The 21450-nt window shown below is 57.1% G+C and carries 21 protein-coding genes and 1 pseudogene; 10 read left to right on the top strand and 12 right to left on the bottom strand.

Annotated features, from left to right (window positions below):
• Positions 1-54 precede the first annotated feature (54 nt).
• The 4 genes from J7U39_RS31630 to J7U39_RS31615 all read left to right on the top strand — a co-directional run bounded on the left by J7U39_RS31630 (position 55) and on the right by J7U39_RS31615 (position 2932).
• On the top strand, positions 55-387 hold the full coding sequence (locus tag J7U39_RS31630; protein ID WP_210633829.1) for a DUF736 family protein: 333 nt from the start codon (positions 55-57) through the stop codon (positions 385-387).
• A gap of 120 nt (positions 388-507) precedes the next feature.
• On the top strand, positions 508-711 hold the full coding sequence (locus tag J7U39_RS31625; protein ID WP_173514164.1) for an antitoxin VbhA family protein: 204 nt from the start codon (positions 508-510) through the stop codon (positions 709-711).
• Between the two features lie 69 nt (positions 712-780).
• Positions 781-1833, top strand: coding sequence for a Fic family protein (locus J7U39_RS31620; RefSeq protein WP_210633853.1), 1053 nt, complete (start codon positions 781-783; stop codon positions 1831-1833).
• A gap of 214 nt (positions 1834-2047) precedes the next feature.
• Positions 2048-2932: a zincin-like metallopeptidase domain-containing protein gene (locus tag J7U39_RS31615; protein WP_210633828.1), complete on the top strand. Its 885-nt coding sequence runs from the start codon at positions 2048-2050 to the stop codon at positions 2930-2932.
• Positions 2933-2947: 15 nt separating this feature from the next.
• Here J7U39_RS31615 and J7U39_RS31610 read toward each other — a convergent pair whose 3' ends face one another.
• Both J7U39_RS31610 and J7U39_RS31605 read right to left on the bottom strand, forming a co-directional pair.
• Positions 2948-3418, bottom strand: coding sequence for a helix-turn-helix transcriptional regulator (locus tag J7U39_RS31610; protein ID WP_210633827.1), 471 nt, complete (start codon positions 3416-3418; stop codon positions 2948-2950).
• 218 nt (positions 3419-3636) lie between these two features.
• Positions 3637-4029: a hypothetical protein gene (locus tag J7U39_RS31605; protein WP_173514166.1), complete on the bottom strand. Its 393-nt coding sequence runs from the start codon at positions 4027-4029 to the stop codon at positions 3637-3639.
• Positions 4030-4351: 322 nt separating this feature from the next.
• Here J7U39_RS31605 and repA point away from each other — a divergent pair, with 322 nt between their 5' ends.
• The 3 genes from repA to repC all read left to right on the top strand — a co-directional run bounded on the left by repA (position 4352) and on the right by repC (position 8062).
• Positions 4352-5539: a plasmid partitioning protein RepA gene (gene repA / locus J7U39_RS31600; RefSeq protein ID WP_210633826.1), complete on the top strand. Its 1188-nt coding sequence runs from the start codon at positions 4352-4354 to the stop codon at positions 5537-5539.
• Between the two features lie 66 nt (positions 5540-5605).
• A complete protein-coding gene (gene repB / locus J7U39_RS31595; RefSeq protein ID WP_097596253.1) occupies positions 5606-6592 on the top strand; it encodes a plasmid partitioning protein RepB in 987 nt (328 codons plus the stop codon).
• Positions 6593-6751: 159 nt separating this feature from the next.
• Complete coding sequence (repC, locus tag J7U39_RS31590; RefSeq protein ID WP_210633825.1) at positions 6752-8062, top strand: plasmid replication protein RepC; 1311 nt, start codon at positions 6752-6754, stop codon at positions 8060-8062.
• A gap of 103 nt (positions 8063-8165) precedes the next feature.
• Here the strand turns inward: repC and J7U39_RS32150 are convergent, their stop codons facing one another.
• Both J7U39_RS32150 and J7U39_RS31580 read right to left on the bottom strand, forming a co-directional pair.
• Positions 8166-8588: a hypothetical protein gene (locus J7U39_RS32150; RefSeq protein ID WP_247241828.1), complete on the bottom strand. Its 423-nt coding sequence runs from the start codon at positions 8586-8588 to the stop codon at positions 8166-8168.
• Complete coding sequence (locus J7U39_RS31580; protein WP_210633824.1) at positions 8581-9294, bottom strand: ParA family protein; 714 nt, start codon at positions 9292-9294, stop codon at positions 8581-8583. The genes J7U39_RS32150 and J7U39_RS31580 overlap by 8 nt, the downstream gene beginning before the upstream one ends.
• Positions 9295-9950: 656 nt before the next feature.
• Here J7U39_RS31580 and mobC point away from each other — a divergent pair.
• Genes mobC through J7U39_RS31565 form a run of 3 tightly spaced genes read left to right on the top strand, consistent with a single transcriptional unit; the run spans position 9951 to position 13579 of the window.
• The gene (mobC, locus tag J7U39_RS31575; RefSeq protein ID WP_173514126.1) at positions 9951-10352 is read left to right on the top strand and encodes a plasmid mobilization relaxosome protein MobC; all 402 of its coding nucleotides are present in this window, start codon (positions 9951-9953) and stop codon (positions 10350-10352) included.
• A gap of 3 nt (positions 10353-10355) precedes the next feature.
• Entirely contained in the window at positions 10356-13361 is a 3006-nt protein-coding gene (locus tag J7U39_RS31570) for a conjugal transfer protein TraA (RefSeq protein ID WP_210633823.1), read from the top strand.
• A 5-nt stretch (positions 13362-13366) separates the two neighbouring features.
• Entirely contained in the window at positions 13367-13579 is a 213-nt protein-coding gene (locus J7U39_RS31565) for a hypothetical protein (RefSeq protein ID WP_097596258.1), read from the top strand.
• A gap of 59 nt (positions 13580-13638) precedes the next feature.
• Here the strand turns inward: J7U39_RS31565 and J7U39_RS31560 are convergent.
• The 8 genes and pseudogenes from J7U39_RS31560 to J7U39_RS31525 all read right to left on the bottom strand — a co-directional run bounded on the left by J7U39_RS31560 (position 13639) and on the right by J7U39_RS31525 (position 21443).
• Positions 13639-14054 (bottom strand): annotated as a pseudogene (locus J7U39_RS31560) (helix-turn-helix transcriptional regulator).
• 106 nt (positions 14055-14160) lie between these two features.
• On the bottom strand, positions 14161-14505 hold the full coding sequence (locus J7U39_RS31555; RefSeq protein WP_210633822.1) for a hypothetical protein: 345 nt from the start codon (positions 14503-14505) through the stop codon (positions 14161-14163).
• A 63-nt stretch (positions 14506-14568) separates the two neighbouring features.
• Positions 14569-16671 (bottom strand): type IV secretory system conjugative DNA transfer family protein, encoded by a 2103-nt coding sequence (locus tag J7U39_RS31550; RefSeq protein WP_210633821.1) that lies wholly within the window; start codon positions 16669-16671, stop codon positions 14569-14571.
• A complete protein-coding gene (gene virB11, locus J7U39_RS31545) occupies positions 16668-17690 on the bottom strand; it encodes a P-type DNA transfer ATPase VirB11 (protein WP_210633820.1) in 1023 nt (340 codons plus the stop codon). The genes J7U39_RS31550 and virB11 overlap by 4 nt, the downstream gene beginning before the upstream one ends.
• A complete protein-coding gene (virB10, locus tag J7U39_RS31540) occupies positions 17671-18876 on the bottom strand; it encodes a type IV secretion system protein VirB10 (protein WP_210633819.1) in 1206 nt (401 codons plus the stop codon). The genes virB11 and virB10 overlap by 20 nt, the downstream gene beginning before the upstream one ends.
• Entirely contained in the window at positions 18876-19685 is an 810-nt protein-coding gene (gene virB9, locus J7U39_RS31535) for a P-type conjugative transfer protein VirB9 (RefSeq protein WP_173514131.1), read from the bottom strand. Before virB9 ends, virB10 begins: the two co-directional genes overlap by 1 nt.
• Positions 19682-20377, bottom strand: a complete 696-nt coding sequence (locus J7U39_RS31530; protein WP_173514132.1) for a type IV secretion system protein — start codon at positions 20375-20377, stop codon at positions 19682-19684. The genes virB9 and J7U39_RS31530 overlap by 4 nt, the downstream gene beginning before the upstream one ends.
• Before the next feature lie 37 nt (positions 20378-20414).
• Positions 20415-21443, bottom strand: a complete 1029-nt coding sequence (locus J7U39_RS31525) for a type IV secretion system protein (protein ID WP_210633818.1) — start codon at positions 21441-21443, stop codon at positions 20415-20417.
• Positions 21444-21450: the final 7 nt, after the last annotated feature.

Genomic DNA, 21450 nt, shown 5'->3' with positions numbered 1-21450 from the left:
TTTCTGCCGTGCCCTTGGAACGATCATCGCAACCACCAAAGAGGAGTGACTGACATGACCACCACCAACTACATCCAGTTCGACGCCGACAACCTCGACACCGCAAAAGGCGCAGGCCTCATCTCCACGATCGACCGCGACCTGGACATCAAGGCTGTCCCGTTCACGTCCGACAATGAAAAGGCCCCGACGCACCGCGTTTACGCCAAGTCACCGCGCGGCCATGACATCGAGGTCGGCGGCATCTGGAAGAAGAAGAACCAGGACGGTAAGTCCTACTACACCCTTTCGATCCGGCGCCTCGGCTTTAACGCCAATTTGGGCCGGTTCCCAGGCCAGGACGATCCCACGCTGCAGGCGATCATCGAATGGGAACCCCGCGATTGACCCGCGCAAAGCGCCCGGCGACCAGCCGGGCGCTCACCATCGAAAGGCCGGAAAACCCCGCAAAGTGCTGGATTTCCAGCATTTTTCCTGATAGGGTGGCCGGTAACTGGAGATTTGACGATGAACGTTCATTCCCGCCGTCCGGATCGTTCCCCGGAAGCCGTGGCAAGGCGAAAGAAAGCCACCGATCAGGCGCGAGCTGCCAACATCCGGCAGGGTTACACCTACGATCCTGTCCTCGAAGATGCTACCGCCGCCTACGTCGCTGGCGAGATCACGCGCGAGGAGTACCGTTTACGCGTCGTGCGCGCTCCTGCACAATAAACTCCTTTCAACCCTCTAAAGGCGAAAAGCCGCCTGCTTACTGCAGGCGGCTTTTCGTTGACCTTGGCCATGGCAGACGAGCAGTCCAAAGGCGCCTATACCTATCCCAACACCTCCGATGATCCGGATCGGAGGGATGTGCTGCGCAACAAGTTCGGTATCCAGTCGCACTCGGAGCTGCGCACCGAAGAGTACCGTGCGGCGGCTTTCCGTATGGCGGAAATCGCCGAAGGTGATGGCCCGTCCGGAAATTTCGACAAGCAGCACCTGAAGGCAATTCACGGCTACATTTTTCAGGACGTCTACGAGTGGGCCGGCCACACACGCAACGAAACTCCGATCGTTGACGGCCAGCGCGTGGAGCCGATTGGAGGCCTGTCCAAAGGCGGCACCTCGTTCCTGCCCGGTTCGCGAATAGAAATGGGCCTGGATGAGGCCCTGAAGCCGATTCGAGATCCGCAAGCCCTTCGCAATGCAGCTCCAGAGGAATTCGCCGACAGAGCCGCGAAGGTTCTCTCCGAGCTAAACTATGTGCATCCGTTCCGAGAGGGAAACGGGCGCACGCAAGAGGCCTTCGTTTCGGAGCTCGGCCGCCGATACGGGCACGAGATCGATTTCACCGTCATCAGCAAGCCACGCATGATCGAGGCGTCGATTGAGACCACCAACGATCCGTCGAGTCCAGCAATGAAACATGTGCTCGAGGATGCTATCAATCCGAACCGACGGGAAGCCTTGCGCGCGGCCTTTGCCGACCTTAAAGAGCTTGGTGAGAAACCTTTCGAGCACAATATACGCACCGCCCGCGCCGGCGAGGAAATCAGCGGCCAGGTTCTCGGACACGACAATCGCATAGTCACCTTCGTAACCGATCAGGGTATTGTTGCTGCGGATCGCGCAGACTTGCCCGAGCGCCTGCCGAATGAGGGCGAAGAGATCACCATCACTGCTCGTTCGGACTTTTCCCGGCTGGAGCGTGCGGAACCGGCCCAGGAGCCGCAATCGCAGCAGCAACCCGCCAGGCAGCTGCAGCAGGACAATAACCCGGAGCTCAAGGCGATCGAGGCGCAAATGGCGGCACAGCGAAGCCCTGAGCGCGATGACGGCGACCGCGGCCGGTGACGAACTCCGGGTTCAAGCTGCAAGATGCTATCTATTCGGGAGGCGTCCAGTTCTGCGCCCTCCCTTTCCGTCGGATGATTGACGGACAAGCTACGATAGCCCCTCCCCCACGCAACCGCTGACGCAGTCCTCCACTTCGTTGCGGCCCTTTGGGTGCATGGGCTCGCTTCGGCTATCTCCGTTTTTTGCCGTCAACCAACGGAAGGAGACGGCAGTGCAGAACATCAAGGACACCTACCAGCGCATCACAGACGCCATCATTGAGCAGCTTGAAGCCGGCACCAAACCGTGGATCCGTCCCTGGCGCGGAAACAGCCGCGGCTCCCTCATTCCGCGCCGCGCAACCGGCGAAGCCTATCGCGGAATCAACGTCCTGATGCTGTGGCTCGCAAGCGAGCTTGCCGGCTACGAGGAAAGCACCTGGATCACATATCGCCAAGCTCAGGATCTCGGCGGCCAAGTCCGAAAGAACGAGAAAGGAGCCCTCGTCGTCAAATACGGCACTTTCACCCCGAAGGCGCGCGAAGATGATGACGAGCGCTCAATCCCCTATCTCAAAGGCTACACGGTTTTTAACGTCGAGCAGATCGAGAATCTGCCGGAGCGGTTCTACCGCCCAGCTGAGGAGATGCAGGCAACGACGATACCGCTTCTGGAAACCGTCGAAACATTCGTCCGCAAAACCGGCGCCGCGGTCACATACGGCGGAACAATGGCTTGCTTCCGTCCCGCAGTCGACGATATCCTCATGCCGGACCGGGCACGGTTCGCGAGCGAAGTTCACCTTTACTCGACCTTGCTGCACGAAATTTCACACTGGTCAGGCGCAAAGACTCGCCTAGACCGTGACCTGAGTGGCCGATTCGGCAGTGAGAGCTACGCGCTCGAGGAGCTCGTTGCCGAGCTTTCCGCTTCGTTCCTGTGCGCTGATCTTGGTGTCGCGCACGATCCTCGCGACATTACAGCAACTTACCTTGAGAGCTGGCTCAAGGTGCTGAAGAACGACAAGAGGGCGATCGTCACAGCAGCCGCGAAGGCCCAAGCGGCCGCTGATTTCCTCACCGGTCTGCAATCGCTGCAGCAGAGCAAGGTCGCCTAGCGGCCTTCGCTCAGTTTACAAAACCTCTGCCGCTTGCTCCCCAGGCGTCATGCGCTTCAAGAGGCGGATCAGATCGCGCGTGGTGTCCGGTGGCAGTCGTTCAATTAGCATCGTCAACGTTCGACGCTCTTCCGCCTCTTCCGGCGTCTTACCCCAAAGGTGCGGCGCAGCTTCAAAGATCATGTCTATGGGCATGAAGCCCATGAGCTCACAGAGATGAATCAGGCGGGGAACGGTCATGCGCGATTCCGCGCGCTCATACCGCCCATAAACGGACACGGAAAGACCGAGCAAATGAGCCAATTCCGCTCGGGAGAGATTTTTGGATTCACGAATGTCCTTGAGAAAATTCGAGATCCGTTCGTCCATTTCTTTTGCGGTTTGGATGCCGTCGAAGCCGGACTTCCGATAGACCGGCCTCTCTAATTCCGGATCGTTTGTTTCAATTAAACCCCGTGCGCTTTTGTAGCTGCTTAGATCAATCACGATCCTTACCTTTATTGTATGAAATACCGCCCTCAGCGGCCACTATGCACCAAATTGAAGCAATTTGGCACACCCCCCTCCTCCTGAATCACAGCGGTTTTTCCTACCTATTTGGGGGAATTATTAAAATGCGAGTTCCCAGAGGCAGTGAATCGAAATGCTTCAAGGCATGCCTGGATGTGGTTTCCTAACATTGTCCGCAAAACGCAAAAAGGCAATTAGCGATTTTTCACGGCTACCATCTTCCAACCATCTGACTTCGCTTGAAAAACCGCTTCAATTTGCGTTTCGCCTTCGATCCAGTCGAGCCGTGCCATCAGCGCGCAAGCCATCTCGCCCTGCGAAATTCGGATACAGCGGTTAACGCTCACCTTTGAACCAATGCCATGCTTTTTTAAGTCCCATTTGGATAAGTCGAACAGCTGGGCTTTGGCTTCATCGTCGGTCGGCCATGTAGCCTTTTCGGCTTCGGCCTGCACGATCTTCAGTTGAGGCAAAATGGTTTCAGAAATGTCTCCTTTCCGGGCGGCCGGGCGGCCGAGGTGAGGCGCAATATAGACACCGAGCACGCAGCCGAAAGCTACGCCGAGCAAAAAACCGCGACCGATCATCGATGACTTTTCCATTTTCCGTGTGGCAAAGGCCGCAGTTGGCGTGCTGCAGCTATGCAGCGGCGCGTTGTAAGACGTGTCTGGGAAGGTGCATAGGCATGGAGCTACGGCACAATTGGAGCTTTTTAGCAGGTGAATATCACCGGTGGAACTTCAGTGGGACTTCTTTCCTCCGACTGTAGAACCATCGTGCATTGCCGCAACCAAAACTCATTAACCTTTTGTTAATCCTATTTTCCTTGCGACAAATAGGGAATCGGGGCATTGTCACGATAATTGATGCCATTTTACAAAATTATCGTGACTAAGAGCGGATTCCGAAATGAACGTGAAAATGGCCACTTCCGAGAAAGTGCCGGGTTTTGCCGATACAATCCTTGAACAAGGTGGCGACATCTCGTCGAAGCTTGACATGCTGCGGCGGGAGAAGTTCCCGCCGAACGCACAGAAATCTTTGCGCCAGTTTTCCTTGGCCGAGGTTGCCGATTTCGTCGGTGTCTCCCAAAGCTATCTTAAGAAGCTTCACCTAAAGGGCAAGGGTGTTGAGCCGACCACGACCTCGACGGGGCGGCGATACTATACCGCCGACCAGATAAATGAGCTCCGGACCCTGCTCGATCGAGTGCCTCACCGCAAGGAACATGAACGGCTACAGGTAATAGCGGTAGTGAATTTTAAGGGGGGCAGCGGGAAGACCACCACGTCTGCGCACCTGGCTCAGTATCTGGCATTGCGTGGTTACCGCGTCCTTGCCGTCGATCTCGATCCGCAGGCTTCATTGACGGCGCTCTATGGCATCCAGCCGGAGCTCGATGAGAAGGCGTCTCTCTATGAGGCACTGCGCTACGACGACGAGCGCCGGTCGATCACGGAGGTAATCCAGCCGACGAATTTTCCGACTTTGGACATCGTTCCTGCAAATCTCGAACTCCAGGAATACGAGTACGAGACGCCTATCGCCATGCAGCGAAAGGATTCGAGCGCGGGCAAGCTCTTCTACACGAGAATCGGTGACGCACTCGCCGAGGTCGATGATCGCTACGATGTCGTCGTGATCGATTGCCCTCCCCAGCTCGGCTACCTGACGCTGACGGCCTTGACGGCGGCTACGTCCGTGCTGATCACGGTTCACCCGCAAATGCTCGACATCATGTCTATGTCGCAGTTCCTCCTGATGCTCGGCAATATTTTGAAAAGCGTCGAAGCAGTCGGCGTGAACGTCTCGCTCGACTGGTTTCGCTACCTGGTAACCCGCTACGAGCCGACGGACATTCCGCAACAGCAGATGGTCGGGTTTATGCAAAGCATGTTCGCCGCCCAGATGATGAGGCATCAGATGGTCAAGTCTACGGCGATCTCAGACGCCGGGCTGACCAAGCAAACCCTTTACGAAGTCGAACGCTCTCAATTCACGCCTTCTACCTATGACCGCGCCCGGGAATCAATGGACGCAGTGAACGCCGAAGTGATTGGGTTGCTGCACAAGGCCTGGGGGCGTCGAGATGGATAGGAAGAAATTGTCAGCCGTACAAACGGCAATTTTCTTCAATGAAATCAACAAACGTAGGAATCCGTGATGGCTCGAAGGGATGTTTTTGCAAATATCACCTCGCCTCAGAGCGAGGTTCAGGAGCGAAAGGCGAAGCCTGAATACGCGGCGCGGGGTGCCTCCCGGTCGATGATTAGCTCATTGAACGAGCTGGCTGAGAAAGCCGCCCGCGTGGACCAGAATCTTGCGGGCGAGCTTGTTGTCGAACTGGATACGGCGGACCTCGACAGCTCGTTCGTTTCGGATCGCATGGCTGACGACGATGCTGCCTATATAGAGCTTGTTGAAGCCATGCGAGATCGCGGACAGGATTCGCCCATACTGGTGCGCCCTCACCCTTCGCATGACGGCCGATACCAGATCGTTTTTGGTCACCGTCGCGCCAGGGCAGCAAAAGACCTCGGCCGGAAAGTTCGTGCAGTCGTCAAGGAAATCTCAGACGCCGATCACGTTATTGCCCAGGGCCAGGAGAACTCAGCTCGGCAGAACCTGTCGTTCATCGAGAGAGCCTTGTTTGCTCAGCGCTTGCTCGATCTCGGCTACGACAAATCCACGATTCAGTCCGCTCTTGCAACCGACGCTCCGATGCTGACACGCATGCTATCGGTATCCAGCCGGGTTCCGGAAGCGGTGGCCTTGAAGATCGGCCCCGCTAAATCCATCGGCCGGGATCGTTGGATTGATTTCGCTCAACGGATCGAGAAGCCATCGACGAAGGCGCTAGTCGGCAAATTTGTCGATGAAGAGAAGTTCAGCACTCTCGAATCGGACGCCCGTTTTGAACTCCTCGTGGCGGAGATTAAGAAGGCCGAACAGTTGCCAAGGGAGCCAGCCGATAAGGGCGAATGGCGGGCAACGGATGCGTCGGTGAGAGCAGAGTTCAAAGGGACCGGCAAGAGCTATTCAATCGCCCTCAAGTCCGATGAGGCTGGCAAGTTCGGCCGCTTTATCGCGGACAATTTGGAGCGATTGCACCAAGAGTTTTTGTCATCAACCAAGACTGATGAAAGGTAGACCCGCAAAAGAAAAAGGCCCCCAAACGACCAAGTCGTGGAAGCCTTCCTCATATCTGTAGCAAGATCGAGAATCGCATTTCCACGAATCGCAGTCAAGAGTCCTTGAGCGTCATTTTGGCGAGCTGATTTCTTTTGCCTTCTAAAAAGGTGAAGGAAGATGGAGAGTGGAAGTGTGACGACGCCGTTTGGGCGGCGGGCGATGACGCTTGGCATGTTGGCAAGCCAACAGATTGCGGAGACTATCGAACCCGGAACGACCCGGAACAAGTGGAAACTGTTCAGGGCGATTTGCGAAGCACGGCCAGCGCTTGGCGTTACGGATCGCGCCTTGAACGTCCTCGACGCTTTGCTGACGTTCTATCCGGACAATGAGCTGTCAGAGGATCGCGGGCTGATCGTGTTCCCGTCGAACGCACAGCTCTCGATCCGCGCCAAAGGCATGACTGCAGCCACGCTAAGACGGCACCTGGCTGGCCTGGTAGAAGCCGGGTTGATCGTTCGAAAGGACAGCGCCAACGGGAAACGTTACGCACGCCGAGACAGGGCAGGGGCGGTCTCAGAGGCTTTCGGCTTCTCGTTGGCCCCCTTGCTTGCGCGGGCGGCCGAGATAGAGGCCTTGGCAGCCCAGGCGGTTGCTGATCGCGAGCTGATGAGGATCACACGGGAGCGCCTGACAATTTGCCGCCGCGACGTCGCCAAGCTCATTTCCGCCGCCCTCGATGAGGGCGCTGCAGGTGATTGGGAGAAGATTACCTGCATATTTCGTGAGATCGTAGCACGCCTTCCTCGGGCTCCCGGGATTGAGCATCTGACTTCGGTACTCGATGATATGTCGCTGCTTCGTGAAGAGATCGTCAATCAGTTGGAAACGCTCACGAATGTGAAAAAAATAGACGCCAAAGAGTCTCAAATTGAGCGCCACATACAGAATTCAAACCCCGAATCCATTTCTGATCTTGAACCAGCTTCCGAAACGAAGCAGGGGGCAAAGTTGGCGGCTCGCATCGGGCAGCAGAGCGTGCCGCTGGATGACCAAGTAATATCGGCTACCCCTGAGGGGGCAAGGGGAGGGGAGTTGCGAGCCGGAAGGTGCAAGCGACCGCTAGGTGAGGATGGTGAACTGAAATCGTTCCCGCTCGGATTGGTCCTGCAGGCTTGCCCTCAAATCTCCGACTACGGCCCAGGTGGACATGTGGGCAACTGGCGAGAGCTGATGTCGGCCGCCGTTGTTGTCCGATCGATGCTCGGCGTCAGCCCCTCGGCCTATCAGGATGCCTGCTCGGCAATGGGACCGGAGAACGCAGCGACCGTGATGGCCTGCATCCTCGAGCGCGGCGGCCACATCAACTCGGCGGGTGGATACCTGCGTGATCTGACACGGCGCACCGAAGCCGGAGAATTTGCGATTGGCCCAATGCTCATGTCGCTTGTCCGCGCTAACAGTTCCGTCAGACGGCAGGTGGGTTAAACCGGATGTCGCATGGCGCCATTTACTTCAGGCAAAATGGTTTCTGAGATCACTCTCATGGCGGCAGTCGGACGGCTGAGGCGAGGCGACGGCCAATCATCGATCAATATCCGTTGTCTTTGAGGAACTGATCAATTGCGGCCTTCATGATGACGGTCATCTTCACGTCGTTCTCGATAGCGGCTTTCTCCAACCGTTTCTTCGTCTCGTAATCCAACGGGCAGTTGACGTAGTGCTTGGATTCGCGATCGCGTGCCCTCTTCAGGTCACGCAAGCGAACTCTAGAATCCTCACGCTGCAATGCTTTGCTCACTGCCCGCTCGCGTCGGGCCTCTTCAGTCGGCGCAATGAGATGGCTCGCAGGTGGGTCAACACTATGCGACAGAGGCTGATTTTCAATCCTCGCATCTTCTGTCGGCACGCTGGGAGCCAATGTAGCAGTGTCCTCCGCAGTCGACTGGTTTATCGGACGGCTACGCCGCGGCGCGACTGCAAAATCAGATACCGTTGTTTGCCCCTTAGCCATTGGCCGCTACCTCTTTCTGTCCCAAGAGCAGTCCTTCAATGTTCTGAACTAGGCTCATCACTTCCGCTCGCGCTTTTTTTACGGGATTCGTGAGTTCCAGCATCTGCAGAGTGCCGTAACCGTTTCGAATCTCGCGGTAGCAATTTCGCTCCATGAGTTCAGTATCGAGCAGGTAGGAGTCATAACCACCTTCCTTTAAATTCTGCACAAAGGGCCTGATCAGCCGATACGCTTCCAGCATTTTGGCTGGCAACGTGATCCTGGTGACAAAGTTGGCGTGCGGGATCACCCGCCCAATTTTGTCGGAGATATTGGCCGTGTCGGTCGCGGCCTGGCCCGCCGCCTTGATCTCATCTTGGTTTGGCTGAATTGGCGTCAGCACAACATGGGACCCGGCGATAATGGTGTCCCTCAGGACGGTGTCTTGACCGGGCGTGTCCATCAAAACGACATCGAATTTGTTCGCCTCGTTTTCCAGGACCTGCTGGACGGTAGTTTGACGGGCAGCCGTTATGAGCTCGATGTTATCAGGCAGGTTGTCCTTTGCTTCACAGCGCTTCCACCATTCCTGCAGATTTTGGCGGCCGTCTGCATCAATGAGAAGGACACGCTTTCCCTGAAGCGCATATTCCCCGGCAATCAAGATTGCCGCCGTTGTCTTCCCTGCTCCCCCTTTGCCGCTCACGGCCGAAATGCATAGAGGCATATGTGGCATCTCCTTTTTTAGCCGATGAGTATCTCGGCGGCTAGCTGGGTGTTCGTGCGGCTGTCCCATGTCGTGAGCGCACACATGATGTGAGCAATCGCTCACACGGTGTCGCAACATGCTGCTACCATACGGTGTAGACGATCTCTGCCATTAGACCAAGCCTGCATCATGTGAATAATCATCCACGTGATGTGTCGATAGTTTCATGTGACTACATCGTGTGGAGAGTCAGTGTTGCTAACTCGTGTGGAATATTCACACGATATGGTGGCCGCAAGATGCGCCTGAAGCGCCGGCAGATCAGTGAACCCCGGAGCCGCGTAAGGCCGGCTCTGACGCTCGCACGGAAGCGGCAAGGTGCGAAGAGCGAAGCGTCCCTTGCGGCTGAGTACGAGGGTCGGACAAAGGCCTTCAGGAGCGGATTTCGGAGGTGAACCCTGGTGAGCGTTCCTACGAAAAACAACCCGGGCGAAGTCCCGGTTCTAAAAATCAAAATGGCGAGCGAAACGAGTCAAACTCGTAGTGCTGTCTCGTTGATTTTCCCCGTAGTGAGGCTGGCAGGATACGGAAAAATGTGCTACGCCGTTTTCCTACAATCGAGGGACGAGCCCTCGATCACCTGACGCAAGCGCCAGTAGGGGGCCAACGGCCAAATGGATGACGGGAAATTCAACGCTCTCCTTGAGCCGGCCAAGAAGGATCGCACTGTGCATGTGCGTGTCACGGTTGACGAACATGCGGGGATCGAGAAGGCGGCCGAGGATGCCGGCATGACGGTATCCAGCTTTTTCCGGTCGCTGCTATTGGAGGGGGCAGGCGTCCGGCCGATCCTGACGGGGGATGACCGCCTAGTGATGGCGGCTTTGCTCGAAGACATGCGGATGATTGGAATCAACCTCAACCAGGTTGCAAGGGCGCTCAACAGTGGCCGGGGCGTCCATCCAAGCGAGCTGAATATCAACCTCGAAAACGTGCAACGCATTCAGGCGGCGGTGATGAGCGAGCTTCGCTCTATGTCGCGACGGGCTGGTTATCAGCGTCGAGGGGAGAAGTAGCCGTTGGAAATCTTCTTCGGCGCATTCACCAGCGAATGGGAGCAGCGGCGCGCAGCGCTGGTGCATGAGATGACGTCTGGTGGACGTGGTGCCGCGGCCGAGGAAGAAATGCGGAAGCGCCTGAAGCAGCTGGCTCAGCTCGGCGCAGGCGGTGGAGGAGGTTCTGGCGGCGCTTCTCGTGGAGAGCGCGCCGGATCGAGGAGCCAGTGGGCTCCTCGAGACCAAGCGACGGCGACACCATCAAGCCGGCCGATGGAGACGCGGCTTGCTGCCGTCGCCAAGGGAAGCCAGCCGGCCGTCGTCAAAATGGCGTCTTATGGGGGCGGTGCGCGAGTAGGGGCAATGTTGAACTACGTGTCCCGATCCGGAGAACTGAAGGTTGAGGACGAAAACGGCAGGATCCTTGAGGGCCGCGAGGAATTGGCCAGGGTGCGCGGTGATTGGGATCACCTTTTCCAGAACCGTGCCGAAAGCCGCGACATCGGGAGTTTCAGCGTCGAGATAACGGGCTCTAGGCTTACGTCCGACGACGCTTTGCACGAGTTGGTACGGAGCACCTTATCAAGTGGCTTTGGCGATCGCCGCTATGCCTATGCGGTCGAGAAGCATCAGGACGGTTCAGTCTCGGTTCAAGGGCTGGTGGTGCTCCGAAGCGGGCAGGGGGAGCGGCTGACAGGAGACGCTAAAGCGGCCGATATCATCCAGGGGCGGTATGATGCCAGTGCGTTCGCCAGCGAGGCCGGCGCGATGTTCTCGTTTCATGGGTATGGGAACGGTGTCGAGTTCGGCGCCATCCGTTTGCGCGACCTGGTCGACCAGTATCAGGATGTTCGCGACGATCGGGGCCGGTCAGTATCTGGCGAGAAGGCTGCAGGGGATCTGGTACAAAGGGAATGGCGCGGTGATCTGCACAGCCGAAGGAGCCGCGACGTGATGCACGTCATCATGTCGGCACGGGCCGGAACGGATGCAGCGACTTTCGAGGGTGCCGTGCGCGATTTTCTAGCGCACCAGTTTGCGGGCCATCGTTATGTCTTCGCCATGCACGATCCTGCCAGCGATCCGAAAGAGGCTGGGGAGGGGGGCAAGCGACCGCACGTTCATGCGCATGCGATCATCGCCATGAGATCGGATGCCGGCGATCGCATAGAGACGACTCCGGCCGTGTTTCGCGAATGGCGATCGGTCATGGCCGAGAAGGCGCGGGAACATGGCATAGAAATGGAAATGACCGATCGGCGAGAGTTTGCCACTCCGCCCGCCTTCACGCGGACGCAGGTTCGGCCGGTGAGCCGCAACGGTCGCACGGAGCATGTCGGGACGAGCGAGCCAGCGCAGGCGCGGTATGACGCCAAGCGCAGCGGCCGGCGCGCGGTCGCGAAAAGCGACAGGAGCCGACAATACATCATAAAGGCGCAGGAATCGTGGCAGAAGGTCGCCCTTGCGAGCGGTGATCGTCAGACCATTGTCTATGCTACACAGCACCGAGAATACTTAGAAGCTGGGCTTTCGGAGGCAACGAAGGACGCCGGCGCCAATATCATTCACGCAGATTTCGGATCGAATTTCCGCGCCAATTTGGTTACGTTGCAGGAAATGGTTTTGGAGGGTCAAGAGTTGCGCGAAACGTCACGAGCAGAGTTCGAGGCTTATGAGAAGAAGGTGGAAACGGCGTTGTTCAAGCTGGAGCGCACCGTGGCCGCAGATGACCGAGCCGACTTTGATGAGGTAGCGGGCTTGGCCCGTGACTTCGTCAACCAGAAACGTGAGCTGGTAGAGCTATATGAAAAGCGCAACGAAATGCAGGCTACGCAGAGCCGTGAAGAGCTGACAGAAGTCATTTCGCCCGACGGAAGGATGGACGGAATGGAGCAATCGCAAATGCCCGAGGAGGAGTTTGCGCGCGCCGTTGAGGCTGAGATCGGCCGGCTCAAAGCAGAGGGCTTTAGCAAGGCATATATAAGCGAACGGAGTTTTGAGATTGAGGACGGCGTTCTCAAGCAATACGCCGAAGCTGCTCGCAATTCCTCACGTGATCCTATCAATGACGCGTGGGGATCAGCAGTCGCCAAACACGGCGAGGCTGTCGTCGAGGCCGGTAATGATGCCATGATTGACGTCGACCACTACCGCGAGGGGCTCGATCGGATCGAAGCAGGGGAGTTTTCAGCCGACGGTAAGGAGGCAATGCAGGCCGGGCTTGATCAGGCGATGCAGCGTGCCGCGGAATTGGCTATCGCTGGGAACAGCTACGTTCGAGAGATTGCCAAGGAGGATCCCGATCTACAACGGTTGATCGATCAGGCGGAAAACAATGTTCCGTCGCGCAACGATGACCGCGAAGAGGTCATAAAGGGAGTGCAGGGCGTGATAGTCGAGCGGATCGATCGACTTGACGAGCGTTTGAACAGCCAGGATTCGCCGAATTTCATCTCAGAAGATAGCTACGCGACGCGAAGCGAGGCCAGTGCCGAACGTCAATTCCTGTCGCACATGAGTGCTCAGCTCGATAGGCTCGGCCCGGATGAGGTTCTTGATCTCTCGCGGACCGAGGTTGACTATGGTTACGATGATGAGGACGCGGATTCGGCTCGCATGAGCGGGCTCGAATATGAGCCCGAGATCGAAAGGGATAGGCGAGAGCATGAGGGCCATGTCGAAAGTGTTGCTCCTCAATTGGAGCAATTGAAAGTACATGGCGTTGTCGTCGATACCAGCTTCAAGGCCGTCGAGCCGGCGCCGATTGATGAAGCCGCCTACTTAGCTGAGATGCAGAGGGAGTTTGACCCCGAAGCTGAGCCCGACCGTGAGGACGATGCTCGGAAAGCCCACGAACTAGCTTCGACGGTGGACGCTACTAATCGTCTAAATAAAGAGAGTGAAGCTGATCACCGCAGCGGAGATACCACACGGACTGACCCCGCCCAACAGCACGTTCCTCGCCTTGAGGAGCTTGAGCGGGAACAAATGGAACAGAGGGAACGCGACCACGACGATCGGGACCGTTAAGGGATATGTTGAAGGATAACCGGCAACAATACGTCATCCAGAGCAATGACCCGAAAGGCGACGAGGGGTTTGGCAAGTTCTTCGCCGTTGTTATCGTATTTGTATTTTTTCTCGGCTGCGTCCAGGTGGCATCGGAAACGGTGATGGCTTGGTATCGTGACTCGATGGATTGGGTGAACGAGACAGCGACCTATCTAGGAAGCTTCTGGCCCTTCTAATGGCGGGGCTCATTTTAAGAGGCCGGCATAAAACATGCTGACTTCGTATCAGCGGGGTCTTACTCCGAAGCCTCTTTTGCCAGCGCTTTCACCAGGTTGACGAGCTTCCGCCGGATCTTTTCGTCCTCAATCTTCACAAAGGCGCGATTGAGAGCCAGCCCCTCGACGGAATTCAGGAACTGCGTGATTTCCCTGCCGGCTCCCGGCTCCGGCTCTAGCGGACTGGAAGAGCCCCCATGCCCCTCCTCGAAAAACCATGCAACCGGGACGCCGAGAATGTTTGCGATGGCTTGGAGCCGGCTAGAGCCGACCCGATTTGTGCCCTTCTCATATTTCTGTACCTCCTGGAAAGTGATCCCGAGCCCTGCTGCCAGGGTCGTTTGAATCCCATTAGCGTTCGTTGCAAGCGGATGCGGCTGCCGACATGAATATCGATAGCATTCGGAGTTTTGGTCTGCGGTTTATGGAGCATCATGGCCTCAAATTGTTTGCGCAGCCAATGGAATGCACAGCGCAGTGAGAAGGTAAACTATGGTCGGCTCTGCGTTACGACTTCATCTGTGAATGCGCAATGTAGTACATCAGTCGTCAAGCGGAGACGTGAACCCAAACTCCCGCAACACACGTCGCGCCTGTTCATAGGCCGATGCCAGGTTCGCGTTTGCCATCTGCCAAGACTCGAACAGCTCAGCGCGTCGCTGACCAAGCGACAGGTATGCGGATTGGAATCCTTCGTGATCGCCCGGCCTGAGTGAAGCCCTCGACAGCTTCTCCGTCCATATATGCAGAATGACCCGCTCCTCGGCGTCCAGCGCATCCTTCTGTTGCTGAAGCTCATGAAAGCGCGCCTCGGCCTGCCGGTACGCATGCAACGCCTTCGCTGTGTTCGCCCGCAAATGCAAAGAGTTCCAGAGTCTTCTTTGCAACCCCATTTCCCCATTTGTTCACCCTACAGAAGCCCGCTGTCATTCGGTTTTAGTTCCTGATCGCTATACGGCTGCCACCCCAACCTCGACGGGATCAGGAACCGTCGTGTTGAAGATGTCCATGAAATTGCGGCGCGCGGCTGGTTTATCGCCGAGCTTTTCGGCTTTCGCTTCGACAGTTGCTTTGAGCTGCGCAGCCTTTGGAGTCAGGCCTTCCTCAATCGCCTTTATCCGAGCTTCCATGGCGGCAAGGCTTGCGGATGCTACCGCATCGGCCTTCGCAGTCGCCGGCTTCGGCTTCGGCTTCGGCTGCAGCGCCTTTTTGTTGACGGTTCGTCTGGCGGTAGTAGTCGTTTCCTCCTCAGCTACGGTCGCGTCCTGGTTTGCCGGAGCAGACGTAATCATCGCGGCCGCGGCCGGCCTCTCTTCTATTGTGGGCGCCGCCGAGGTTGTTGCGATGGAAGGAACTCCGCCCTTGGCATACTCCGGAGTGGTTGCGGGAATGGCTTTCGGGGGCAGATATTCGACCTCCGGCACCTGCGGGATATTGGCCTGCGAAAATTCTTCAGCCGATTTGAACGGGTTCGTTTTAAAGAACCGAAGCTTCTCCCCGAAGATCGGTCTTTGCCCTTCGATGAGCAGGATCATCTTGTTCTCCGGCATTTGCCGGACCTCCTGCGGCATCATCAGATCACGTTCGCGAATCTGCTCTACCTTGGTGCGGCGTGGCAGACCCATCAGCTCGATCGTGCGGGATTCCGACTGGTAGCGGATCGTGCGCTTTCCGAGGGCCCGCGACGCATACTCGGCAGTGGCCTGGTCGTTGGCACCAAGGACGAGTTGATAGCCGCAATTACCGAGCAGCGAATGCCGGGAGGTTTCGCCGTAGATCTCATCGAGATTTTTCAGGTCCTGGATGATGAAGGCGAGCTTGATGTTATAGCCTGCCACATAGGGCAGCTTCGTCATGATTTCGTCCATCCGCTTCAACTGCCGGAATTCGTCGAGGAGGAAATAGACTGGAAGAGAATTGGGATCGTGCTCCAGAGTGAGGATATCCATTACCTGCTGTACGAACAGGGTGAGGAGAGGGCGAAGCAGGGTTATGTCCGTGATGTTCGGCGCCAGATAGATCGACATCGGCCGACGCTTCATCGCCCGCAGATCCATGTCGGTGACATTGGTTGCCGCGACGATCCGCTCATTTTTAAAAGGCCGCATGGCCTTCTGGATATCCATAAGCGCGGAAGCGGCCGCGCGTTCGGATAAAGCGATATAGGAATTGAAGCTCTCAAGTGTGAACTTGGACAGGTAGGGTTCTTTTTCCTTGATGTACTTCATCAGCGCCTGCACATCGACGCCGCTGTTGAAGAAGGAATTGACCTCGCCGAGGTTGCGGCGATCACGATAGAAGGGGCTTTCGGTGATGTAGCTGATCACGCCGGCAAGGACTTGTTGCGCCGTCGCTTGCCAAACGGAGTTTTCCGATGCCGTGTTTTCGGGCACCAAAATGCCAGCGATGTTTTGGATGTCAGTGGTGCGGTTGCCCCGCTCCGTCCGAACGAAATCGAGCGGATTATAGCGATTGGTCTTTTCCGAGCCCGGCGCGAACAGGAAGACCTGGCTGCCGTTCTGTCGGCGATAGCCCGCGGTTGCCTTGAAAACCTCGCCTTTGAGGTCAGTGACGATCATCGAGCCTTCGTGCATGAGCGCATTGGGGATGACATAGCCCGCGCCCTTACCGGAGCGCGTCGGACCAATGATCAAATGATGCCGATCGTCCTTCGTGCGGAGAATGTTGCGCCCTACGCGGCCGAAAATATGGCCGTGTTTGCGGAACCATTTGCCGCGCCTAAGCGAGGCGATGTCCTGAAACGCCGCGTCGCCCAAGGGGTTGCTCGTCGGCTTCAGGCCGATGTATGCGACCAGGCCGGCGACGATCAGTGCCGGAACCATCGAACCAAGCGCGACCTTCTGCAGAGCAGGGCTCGAGCGATAAATCCAGAACTGCTGAATTGGAACAAAGGGGTTGCTCGTGATCGTCGTTTCGAGAACCCGTCCATCCTTGTAGAAGAGCTGAAGACCCAGGCCGTAGCCAAGCATCCAGACAACGAACGCTATCCCGACGCAAAAGAGCAGATAGAACGCCTGGAGCTCCTTGGTCATGGTTCATCCCGGGCGAAGAAGATTTCGGAGACGCCGCGCTTGCCGCCGTCACGGCGGAGCTGGATGACGATCGGGATCACCATCTGGATATACGACATGAGATCCTGCTTGGAAAAACCCGCTGACATGCCGGCTTGCTGCATCATCATTGCGAGCTGTTCATAGGCGCCCATCGGCGTATCGGCGTGAACGGTGGACATGCTGCCCGGATGGCCGGTGTTGATCGCGCGCAGGAAGGAGAATGCCTCCGCGCCACGAATCTCGCCGACGAACAAACGGTCGGGACGCATGCGCAACGACGACTCGAGCAAGTTTTGAATGGTCACGTCTGCAGTGCCCTGATGACCCTTCGACGCGATCAGGTGAACCGTGTTCGCCTGCGGCGGGAATAGCTCGCGTGTGTCCTCGAGCGTGATGATCCGCTCATGAGGATCCACACTTTTCAGGCAGGCGTTAAGGAAGGTCGTCTTGCCGGATGAGGTGCCGCCACTGATGAGGATAGAGACTCGTTTGGTGATAGCGGTGTGGATGAAATCGTAAATCCGGCCTGCGCGCAGGTGTCCGATCAATTCCCGGTCGATGTCGCTGAGGCCGCCGACGGCCACAGATACTTTGTCGAGCGAACCGTTGTCGCGATACTCCTCGAGCGTGAAGTTGTTCACGACCTGCTTGCGGATCGAGATCGAGCCACCGTCAGGGGCCGCCGGCGGTAGGACGATCTGAATACGTTCGCCAGTCGGAAGCGCCGCGCTCAGAATCGGCTTGGCACGGCTGATGAATTGATTGGTCGCCGCCGCAACACGCTCGCCGATGTTCTGGATTTCATCGGTCGTCAGGGCGTCGATGAAATGGTGTTCCATATGATCGGCGCCGAACCGCTCCACATAGACGTGGCCCGGCTTATTGGCGGCGATTTCGACCACCTTTGGGTCATCAAGGAACTGTTTGATCGGTTCGAGCGCGCGATTGAGGAAGTAGTGCGGATCGCGTTTGATCGTGTTACTTGCCGCGACGTTCACGTTGAATCTCCTTCATCGCTTCGGTAACCGGATCGTCGTACATGGCACTGAAATCGAGGTCCTGGCGCACGTAGACAAAGATTCGCTCGCCTTGGCTGACGCTGATGGTGGGAGGAATACGGAGGTTTTCACTGAGTACCGTATTCGCCATGTCGCTAAAGGTCTGCGCGATCGTCTCCCGTGCGATCTCTTCGCCTCGTGCGGCATCGTCGCTGTTGTTGGAGGCCTCCTGACTGCCATATCCGGTCAGATAGCTGGCAGCGCCGCCGACGATAGAAAGCATGATCGACGCTCCAAATCGTTCGCGGAACTTATTGTCGACATGCCCGGTCAAGCCAGATCGGCCCAGGCTGTCCGTGCCGATCGAGTTAAGGCGCACGGAAACGCCATCATCGCGAATGAGCCTGGTCCAGATGACGAAGATGCGCTTTTGTCCGCGCGTCACCTCCGACTGATATTCGCCAATGAGGCGCGTTCCGGTCGGGATCAGAATACGCCGGCCGTCGAAGGAATAGACATCTTGGGAGGTAATGGCACGAATCTGGCCGGGCAGGTCGCTGTTAATAGCCGTCTCGAGGATGCCGGGGATCAAGGTTCCCTCCGGTATCATCGCGTCGATACGCTCGATCTGCCGGGCCTTGGCGCTCCGATCGGCAAGGCCCGCGGCCGCAGCCAGGTACTTGCTGTTGCGGTCCTCACCGGCAACGCTCAGCCCGGAATCGCTCTCGCCTGTCAGGCTTCCGTTTCCGCTTCCGTTTCCTTTTTGATCGAGCTTGATCAGGCCCGACTTGTAACGCTCGGGGAACACTTCCACCGGCGCAGCTTCGGGCGTCTCTTCAACGGCCTCTGGCGGCGCTGGAACCTTGAACTCAGTCGTATCGACGGTTTCCTCAACAGCTTCAGGTGGCGTCGGCAGTTTGATGACTTCTTGTTCGGGCTCCGGTTCCCGCTTTTGTTCGTCGCGAACAAAGGACGGCGGCCGGAATGTTGTGGTCTGAAACTCTTCGTCGCTGTCAGCAACATCGCGTGGCTTTTCGTTCGCGGTCGCAAGAACGAAATAGGCGGCCACGGCGCCGCCCAGGAGAAGGGCGGCCATACCGAGAGTTTGGTTTCGTCCAGCATTGCGATTGCTGACCGCCGTTTCGTCGGCCGTCGTCATGGCTTCAAGTTCGGGACTGCGCTTCATTAGTTGCCGCTCCTCCTACGTTCCGTCGCCTTGGTGTCATGAGCCGGACCGAGAATGTCCGGATCCGGAGCGCCGAAGTCAGGCTTGCGAAGGTTGAAGATGCATGTCCACTGGTTGCCATCGCGGAGCGTATATTGCGTCGCCACACCGTCGACGACGATGTATTCGCCCTCCTTGCGAAAATTGCGCAGCGTCTCGGAGAAGTCCGACTGCACGGCAAAAATCGCGGGAACGCGGCTGCCGAACTTGAAGAAGGTTTTTTTCCCGTCATCGAAAATCATCGTAGGCTTCAGCGCTGGGTCGCCTGAAAACGAATAGTCGATATTGACGTTGGCCTTGTCGAGATTTGACATATTCGGGTTTGCAGCCCGGTACTCCGCTTCCTTGCGCAGCGAAGCATTCAGATCCTTCTCAGGATAGACGAACCGGATTCCGAAGATCTCCTTGCCATCGGTCGGAGCATGGTCGTTGAGCTCGAGGAAATAGATCCTCTTGGTGGTCACGACGTTCATGTTGGTGGCGACGCTCTTCGCAATCGGCTTGACGAACAGGATATTGCCCTTTTCAGACGGGGCAACCTGCCAACTATCTGTGTCGCCGAGCGATATCGTTTCGAATTTTTCGTCCTCATCAAAGATGATCATGGTGGAGATGCCGTAGGTGGCAGAAACTTTCACCACATTGTTCGGCTGGTAGACGACGCTGGTGACACGCGAATCGAGCGAGCCGGGCCGTGGCGCCTGCGCAGCGTGGACGTGAGTCATCGTCGCGGCCATGACGGTCGCAGAAAGCAGGAGGCGTTTGATCATTTCTCGTCTCCAGGCGTCACCGTCTCTTGATCGCGACGGTAGTTGTAGACCTGGAAGCCCAGCGGGTTTTCGAAGCGCCATTCATTGGTCGATGGAGTGTCCGTATAGCGATAGCGGACGACCGAAATGTAATGCCGGGTGATAGAATCCGTGTCCGTTTTCTCTGTAGTCGAAAACCGCACTAGGGCCGTGCTGGCATTAGAAAAGGTGACGGATTTAATATCGACGGTCACACTCTTGTTCTTCCCCAAAGCCCGTGCAGGATTGTTGGGATTTGCCGCGCTATAGAGTTCCTGCAGCTCACGGGCAGCGTCGCCCGTGGAGAGCAGGGCGGCAATGCCGAAATTCTGCTCAATCGCAAAGGGGTCGTATCCCTCACGCGAGCGAATATAGCGCACGACGTTGGCCTGGGTGACCGCCTGTTGATCTGTGAGATTCGCCGAGCGTGTGAGACCGGTTTTGATCTCCATGTATCCGGTGTTCTTGTCGACCTCGACGATGTAGGGTTCAAAGCTCTTCAGCGGTACGAGCATCACCAGCGCGGTTAAGGAAAGCAAGGTTATCGCGCCGAAAATCGTGGTGACGAACCATGCGAGCGTGCGAGACCGCTTGGCCTTCTTTACGATTTCCTGTTCCCACCGATCGCCGTCTTGAAAATAGCTCCGAAGAACTGCTTCATTTGTTTCTGCCATTCGTCTAGCCCTTAAACCTAGCCCTTACTTTCGCGCCTCAACGAGGCGTGCTGTTGTTGCTGATGCGGTTCTGCATCGCCTCAGCGCTGGCGTTTCGTATGTTGGCTCGCATGCCTTCTTGCGTGCGCGCCCTGGCTTGCATTCCCGCGTTGCCTGCTGCTCCCGTGAGGCGCTGCCCTCCGGACAAGGCCGAAATGGGTGCCGATATGCCAGCAAATCGCCCGACTGCGCGCGCGACATTGCCGAGACCGGCAGCCACACCACCGGTAATCCCTTGCGCGAGAACCTGAATATTAAAGAGGACAAAAGCGCCGGCGGCGCAGAGCAGCAAAAAAGCGGAAATGTCACTGAGCTGAAGGCGCCTTTGGCTTGCAGCGCTGCTGACCTTGGTCAGTTCCGGGTCCATTGCTGCAATAAGGAATGCCGCAACGACATAAACGAACAGCGGGATCAATGCATACATCAGCACCTGTTGGAACCAGGCGACGCCCAAACCCCTCGTCTGGTCGAAAAGCATGCAACCGATGAAGATGGGAGCCGTCCCGATCAAGACCCACATCATCACCTTTGCAAGCAGAAGGATGGCCAATGCTACCGCAATAAAAACAGCGACGGCGAACATGATCAGAAAACCGACCATCGAGGGCAACACCGAAAAATAGCCTGACTGTTCCGCGAAGGCTGAAGCTGCCTCGTTGGCAGTTCTCCAGATCATCGACAGGCCGTTTGTCGGTTCCGTGATACCGGTCCCTGTGGCGGTGAGGATAGCTCGGCCAACGTCCTCCGGAGTGTCGTTCAGCCAAGAATAGAAGAGGGTGTTAAAATAGTCCCAATTCCTCACCAGCGCGAGGATGATCAACATACGCGCCACCCGACCGATAATCTCGCTGACGCTGACGCGAGCGGTTCCCATGAACAGTTGGAGGCCGTAAAAGCCCACATATGCGATGAACATGATCGTCAGCAGCGGCACGACCTCATTGCCGACGATCCCGTAGGCTCGCGACGAGAAATTCGCTCCGGTCTGTTCAATTCTTTCCAGCAACGCTCCAAGGAAGTCGTTCATCGCCAAC

The sequence above is a fragment of the Rhizobium sp. NLR16a genome, assembly GCF_017948245.1.
Classification (GTDB): Bacteria; Pseudomonadota; Alphaproteobacteria; order Rhizobiales; family Rhizobiaceae; genus Rhizobium.
This window is presented reverse-complemented; position numbering and strand designations above follow the sequence as displayed.